The following is a 6,597-nucleotide window of genomic DNA, read 5'->3' as shown; positions in this document are numbered from 1 at the left end:
GCGAAAGAACTCTTATCTCTGCAAACCAAATCATGAATGAACGAGATGCAGGCTTGCGCTCCACATTCAAAGATGTTGAACTGAATTCGATTAGAGACTGCTGCTTCGTATTGATAGGGCTTTTAACCGGAATGCGTTGCGACGAAATTTTAGGCATAAGAAAAAATGCTGGCAGAAGCGAGACAAAAGATGGATTCACATATCATTGGATCGCCTCCATAGAACACAAGACAAAAAAAGGGGCCGTAGAGTACCTTGTGTCCGCAATGGGGCTAGACGTGCTTTCAGTTGTGGAGAGATGGGCCGAACCTCATCATGCTCGCGTAGAGCAAGAAATAAAAGAACTGCTAAACAGATCAGACAAATTATCGGCACTTGAAAATAGTCGACTTGGACATTTACAAGAAATTAAACACCGCATATTCATGTCAGCCTCCGATTCAAACTCTCTTTCTGGCAGGGTTTGGGGGAAGAAATTACAGCGAATAGCTAGGTCATGTGGGTCAGGATGGAAGCTAGCACCACATCAATTTAGACGGACATATGCGCGGACATTTGTTCAGCATCGACTTGGCAATTTGCTATTTCTGAAGAATCAGTTCAAGCACTCAACGCTTGATATGAGCCAACTCTACGCCGCCAATCGAATGCAGGATGAGACTCTTTACGACGAATGCCTTGCCGAATTATTCAAATACAAAGTCGAAACAATCGGATCTTGGATGTCGGAAGATACGCCGTTGGCTGGTGGTGCAGGAAAAAAAATTGTGGCCATGAGAGGGCACGCTTTTCCAGACCGCAAGGCTCTTATTAGAGAGACGGCTAGCAAAGTCACCATCCGCAGCACTGGGCATTCCTGGTGCCTATCCCAAGACGCGGAGGGGTGTGGCGGTCAAGGTTTGTACGAGCGCCCCCGGTGCGCTCCTTGCGGCAATTCTGTTATTGACCGCCGTTTCGAGCCTGTTTGGCGCGAACTTTTTGTGCACCAAACTGAGCTTCAACAGGTAGCACTTGAACTCGGCCCCGCAGCGCAGCAGCGCGTTGAACGAGACTTAACGCGAGCTCGTCAAGTGCTTAGTGACCTCGGTAATGGATCATTTTGATGATGTAGGCAATTGCAATGAGCGAACTCGAAAATTCCCCGCCGTCATCTCGCAAGAGAGATAGAACTCAAACCGAAAATGATTTAAAGATTGCCATGGATAAAATTGTGGCAACAGGGAAAACCGTCAGTATCTCTGCAGTAGCACGAGAGGCTGGCGTTACACCTGCCCTCATACACAATAAGTATCAGGATGTTGCCGAAGCCATTCGCCGCCATTCGGGCCATTCACTTCGTGACCAACGCAACGCAGCCAGGGAGCAACTTGCCTCATCGCAGCATAAAAATAAGCTGCTTAGAGAAGAGATTCGGCAGCTTGACAGTGAGGTAAGAAAGCTTGCCTCAATAAATGAAATGCTGCGGCGCAAATTGGCTGAAGCGCAAGCGATCGCTGCAGCCGAGAACGTGATTCAGCTTCCGACTCGGCCCTCTTAACGCCAACGCTCTTCAGCTTGCCTGTGCCCCACCTCGGCTTCGCAGAGCTTCATACAACTCTGCCGGTCCCAGTAAGATGTGCTTCAGGCCTTGGCGCACTTTTTCTGAGTCCAGTGCCTGCTTGCTCATCGTGCCGTGGGCCTCGAACGCGTCGATGATTGCGTTCATCAGCTCGTTTGCCAGATCGGGCGAGTTCGAGAACTGTTCCTTGCTGTTGTTCATGGCCTGCTGCATCAGTAGGTCTGATTCCAGCAACTTGCCCTTGAGCACGTTGTTCACGTAGATCAGCTTGTCGTCGTCGGTAAGTTCGCCGTCAAACAGGTCATTCACCTTCTGCACGATCTCGGACAGCTTGATCTTTTCCTTGTCCTGGATCTGGCCGGTACCGGGGGCCGTCATCGGGTCGAGTTTGTACTCGCCCTCGTTCTCACCCAGCACCAACGCTGCGCCGCCTTGCTTCTTCAACTTGTGGTGCGTCAGGGTTACCTTGGACAGGTCAACTCCCTCCCGCTCTTTGCCAAAGTCAAGCAGTGGCAGCAGGCGCTTGAAAAAGATAGCCCGCTTTTCGATGGCCGTGTTGCCGTAGTCGAACATCTGCGACAAGAAGGCATACACACGCACAAAGGTGCCCAGGTCGCGCTTGAACAGCGTGAGGGCTTCCAGCTCATCTTTGGCGGCCTGGCCATCGGGCCCGAGCTCGCCGCCTGGCAACTTCTCTGAAGTTGTCTTGAAGACGTCGCTGGCTGCCTTGAAACGCTTGAGCAGACGGTCAGCCACCGGCTCGATAGCCGCCACCAACTGGGCCTGCGTGGCCTTGGCGTTCAACTCAACCTGCACCACGCGCTCTACCTCGAAGTCGTCGTAGTGGCCGGTGGCATCCAGCTTGGCGCGCAGGTCAAAGATCAGGTTCGGGTCTGTCACACCGGCCAACTCGGCCGTCTCGTAATAGGTCTGGAAGGCCGCCAGGATCTCTTGCGGGTCGTTGGCGAAATCGAGGATGTAGGTGGTGTCCTTCAGGCCATGCGTACCGTTGTAGGCCCGGTTCAGGCGTGACAAGGTCTGCACGGCCTGGATGCCGGCCAGCTTCTTGTCCACGTACATGCCGCACAGCAGGGGCTGGTCAAAGCCGGTCTGGAACTTGTTGGCCACCAGCAGGATCTGGAATTCGTCGGTGGCGAAGGCATCGCGGATATCGCGGCCCTTCAGACCCGGGTTCAGCTGGGTGCTGTTCTCTGTCACGGGCTCGGGCAGCGCCTTCGGGTCATTCACCTCGCCGGAATAGGCCACCAGGGTGCCCAGTGCGTAGTCCTGGGCCTTGATGTATTCGTCCACCGCCAGCTTCCAGCGCACGGCCTCCACGCGGCTGCCCACCACCACCATAGCCTTGGCTTGGCCCTTGAGCAGCGGCTGCACGTTCTCCAGGAAGTGCTCAACCACCACCTGCACCTTCTGGGCGATGTTGTAGGGGTGCAGGCGCACCCAACGCATCAGGCCCTTGAGGGCTTCGCTGCGCTCGACTTCCTTGTCGTCCCACTCCTTGCCGTTGTGGGCCAGCTTGAAAGCCAGCTTGTACGAGGTGTAGTTCTTGAGCACATCGAGGATGAAGCCCTCTTCGATGGCCTGGCGCATCGAATAGACGTGGAACGGTGCGGGCAGGTTGTCAGGCCCGGCTGGCTGGTCAGGGTTGGGCTTGCGGCCAAACAGCTCCAGCGTCTTGGCCTTGGGCGTGGCGGTGAAGGCCACGTAGGTCACTGCCGATGCGGAGCCCGCCATGCCGGCCTTTGCAGTCATCTGTGCGGCGAGGATGTCTTCGGTGGACACCTCGCCGCCATCTGCCAAATCTTGCAGCTCTTGCGCGCTCAGCACCTGCTTGAGCTTGCCTGCGGCCTCTCCGGTTTGCGAGCTGTGGGCCTCGTCGGCGATCACTGCAAAGCGCTTGCCTTGCGTCGCGGCCAACTCTTGCACCGCCTTCAATGCAAACGGGAAGGTCTGGATGGTGCACACCACGATCTTCTTGCCGCCCGACAGGGCCTCGGCCAGCTCGCCGCTCTTGCTCTGGCTTTCGCCCTTGATGGTGGCCACCACGCCCGCAGTGCGCTCGAAGTCGAAGATGGCTTCTTGCAGCTGGGTGTCGAGCACGGTGCGGTCGCTCACCACCAGCACGGTGCTGAACAGCTTGTTGTTGGCCGCGTCGTGCAGGTCAGCCAGGAAGTGCGCCGTCCAGGCAATCGAGTTGGTTTTGCCGCTGCCCGCGCTGTGCTGGATTAGGTACTTCTGGCCCACACCCTCGGCCAACACGGCCTGCACAAGCTTACGGGTGGCGTCGAGCTGGTGGTACCGGGGAAAGAGCACGCTGGTGATGCGCTTCTTCTCGTCGCGCTTTGTCACCAGGTAACGGGCAATAACTTCCAACCAGCTGTCACGTTGCCACACTTGCTCCCAAAGGTAGTGGGTGCGGTGGCCCTTGCCGTTGGGCGGGTTGCCCGCCGCACCATGGTCGCCCATGTTGAAGGGCAGGAAGTAGGTGCTGGGGCCTTGCAGCTTGGTGGTCATCATCACCGTGCGGTTGGTGACGGCGAAGTGCACCAAGGCACCACGGGGAAAGTCTAGCAGTGGCTCGGCAAAGGCTTTGCCCTTGGGCTTGGGGATACGATCAAAGCGGTATTGCTCCACCGCCTCGTTGATACCCTGGGTGAACTCAGACTTCAGCTCAGCCGTGGCCACCGGAATGCCGTTCAAGAACAGCACCAGATCGATGATGTCGTCGTGGTTGGTGCGCACCTGACGCACCACGCGCAGGCGGTTGGCCGCATAGCGGGCCTGCAGCTCGGGGTTCATGGCTAGCGCGGGCTTGAACTGGGCCAGCTTCAAGGGGGCCTTGAGGCCCATCATTTCCAGGCCCACACGCAGCACATGCAGGGTGCCCTGGTCGTCCATCAGCTTGCGCAGGCGGTCAAGCAAAGTGACTTCGGCGTTGGCGCCATGGGCTTTGACGATCGCCGCCCAGGCTTCCGGCTGGCTCTCCTGCACCCAGGCCACCACATCGGCCGGGAACAAAGCGCGGGGCGTGTCATAGCCCTTGGCATCGCCTTCTGCGTACATCCAGCCGTTAGCGGCCAAGTGGTTGCAGATGTCGTTTTCGAATTCGATTTCTTTGTGCAGGCTCATTCAATCTCCCTTGGCCTGTCTCAGAGCGACAGCGATTTGATGGGGCCGCTCAGTGCCCTTTCAAGTTTGGCTGCTGTCAATGCAATCCAGTCTTGAATGTCTGGCCACTCGGCCTCGGGCGTGCGCCAACCAGCCCCGAGCTTGTCGATGTAGACCCGGCTGCTGATTTTGTCCGGCAGCTCATCCCATTCCAAGGGGCCGCCGAACGTGGCCTCGATGGCCTCGCGCTTCTCCAACAGTGCCTTGAACGCAGCCTTGTTCGCGGCGGGGTTGTTTTTTCCCAGGCGGATGAAGCATTCCACGCGGGTGCGGTCCTCAGTGAGGGACGCATTGATGGCAAAACCAGATCGCCCCACACCAGCAGAAAACCAATGGTCGGTGGTGGGGGTACGTTGTTTGTAGAGGTCTGTGTGCGTGGCAGAGCGTGCGATGAACTGGCCCCAAAAGCGCTTGAAGATTTCTTGCCGTTTGGTCCTGACCTTGCGCGTTTCCTCAACCTGCTCACGGATCTTGATTTCGTAATCAGCCGCCTCAGGCAGGGGAATGATCTGAGTCGCGTCGATCAGCACCTGGTCGCCCATCTTGTACGGGCGCAACTTGACGCAACGAATGTCGAGCCCTTTGTTGAGCAGCCACAGCACCGAGGTTGTCAGCTCTGACGAGAAGTCGGCCGACACCAGCACGATGCGCACATCACCCGTCAGCTCGGCATCTTCCACGTCGTCCAGTTCCAGGAATTCCAAGATCTCGTCACGCGCGATCAGCAGGTCAGGCCCTTCTATCTCCGGCACGCCATGGATGATGTGCCGCGCGTGCGCCGCGATGGCCTGGTCCAGAGTCATTGGGGACACCATGGCCGCGTAACGCAGAGCCTGCAACTCCATGTGACCGCCGTCTTCGGTGCGCTTGATCTCGACCACCACCAGGTTGCGTGCCTTGTCCAAACACAGCAAGTCAATGCGGCGGCTGCTGTCCTGCCATTGCCCAAACTCCTCGCTCAGCACCAGTAGGTCTTCACCCAAAGCAGAAGTGTCTTGCCGCAGCATGGCCTGCAAGTGCTTGCGCTCCAGGATTGCTTCCTGGGCAAAAGTGGTCGTCTGAACCGGCTTGAGCTGGTCGCCTGCAATGGAATACAAAGCCATGGTTTCCCCTCGTTTGATGTGTTTGTGCTGGTCAGGTCCGTTGGATCGCTGCACGGCAGATTCGGTGCCAGCAGTACGCCGCTTCCAAACCGAGTGAAAGGTGCAACATCCGCTCGATGTGTGACTGCGACTGTTCGTGCCCGTGTGCCACTTCAACCAAGTCGCGGAAGAAGAAGCCCATCACCTCTGCCCAGTGCGAAACGTCTTGCCCGAACGCCCCGCATACAGGGTCCAGCAGGTCATAGAGGGCATCCCGGTCGTTCGGGTAATGCATCTGGCTTGTGGGTGCTGGGGTGCAGCGTACAAGGTGACACAAAGCGTCATGCGCTTGAGACCCGTAAGCATGTTTTACGGCTAGCGCGAAGCGCCCAGGTTGATCGGCCGACTGCTCAGCAAATGCAGCCATATGCCCCAACATTTGACCAATTGCCTGCAACGAGGTATTCAATGGCACGGAGGCCTCGCCGAGCGAGTAGGCCAGCTGCTGCCGGAACGATTTGGCATCGTCTTCAAGCGGCATGGACGGACTCCAAAGATCGTACGTCGATCTGGCCGGTGACGGCGGCGGAGATGAGGGCGGAACGGCGTTCGCGCAGTAGTTCAATGGATAGAACGGCCTCGTCGATCAGCGATTTCAATTGAGCTGTTGAACGCTCCAGGAATGCGAGCAAATGCTCCTGTTCAGTTGGCGGCGGAAGCACCACGGGCAGCTCCATGATGCTGGTTGAAGAAATCGACGCAAGATTGGTG

Annotated in this window: 5 protein-coding genes and 1 pseudogene; 2 read left to right on the top strand and 4 right to left on the bottom strand. The window is 57.4% G+C overall.

What is annotated here, in order from left to right:
- Both EPO09_RS20405 and EPO09_RS20400 read left to right on the top strand, forming a co-directional pair.
- A partial coding sequence (locus tag EPO09_RS20405) for a site-specific integrase (protein ID WP_290646119.1) occupies positions 1-1,103 on the top strand: 1,103 nt, incomplete at its 5' end.
- 17 nt (positions 1,104-1,120) lie between these two features.
- A complete protein-coding gene (locus EPO09_RS20400) occupies positions 1,121-1,537 on the top strand; it encodes a TetR family transcriptional regulator (RefSeq protein WP_290646117.1) in 417 nt (138 codons plus the stop codon).
- A 12-nt stretch (positions 1,538-1,549) separates the two neighbouring features.
- On the opposite strand, the gene EPO09_RS20395 is transcribed toward EPO09_RS20400, so the two are convergent.
- The 4 genes and pseudogenes from EPO09_RS20395 to EPO09_RS20380 form a co-directional block, all read right to left on the bottom strand.
- Complete coding sequence (locus EPO09_RS20395; RefSeq protein ID WP_290646115.1) at positions 1,550-4,705, bottom strand: DEAD/DEAH box helicase family protein; 3,156 nt, start codon at positions 4,703-4,705, stop codon at positions 1,550-1,552.
- Positions 4,706-4,725: 20 nt separating this feature from the next.
- Positions 4,726-5,847: a DUF4268 domain-containing protein gene (locus EPO09_RS20390; RefSeq protein ID WP_290646113.1), complete on the bottom strand. Its 1,122-nt coding sequence runs from the start codon at positions 5,845-5,847 to the stop codon at positions 4,726-4,728.
- A gap of 31 nt (positions 5,848-5,878) precedes the next feature.
- Complete coding sequence (locus tag EPO09_RS20385; protein ID WP_290646111.1) at positions 5,879-6,367, bottom strand: hypothetical protein; 489 nt, start codon at positions 6,365-6,367, stop codon at positions 5,879-5,881.
- Positions 6,357-6,597 (bottom strand): annotated as a pseudogene (locus EPO09_RS20380) (hypothetical protein); the annotation flags it as partial. The gene EPO09_RS20385 and the pseudogene EPO09_RS20380, both read right to left, overlap by 11 nt.

The sequence above is a fragment of the Aquabacterium sp. genome (genome assembly GCF_004297345.1).
Classification (GTDB): Bacteria; Pseudomonadota; Gammaproteobacteria; order Burkholderiales; family Burkholderiaceae_C; genus Aquabacterium.
The sequence above is the reverse complement of the archived record's forward strand: the minus strand, read 5'-3'. Positions and strand labels throughout refer to the sequence as shown.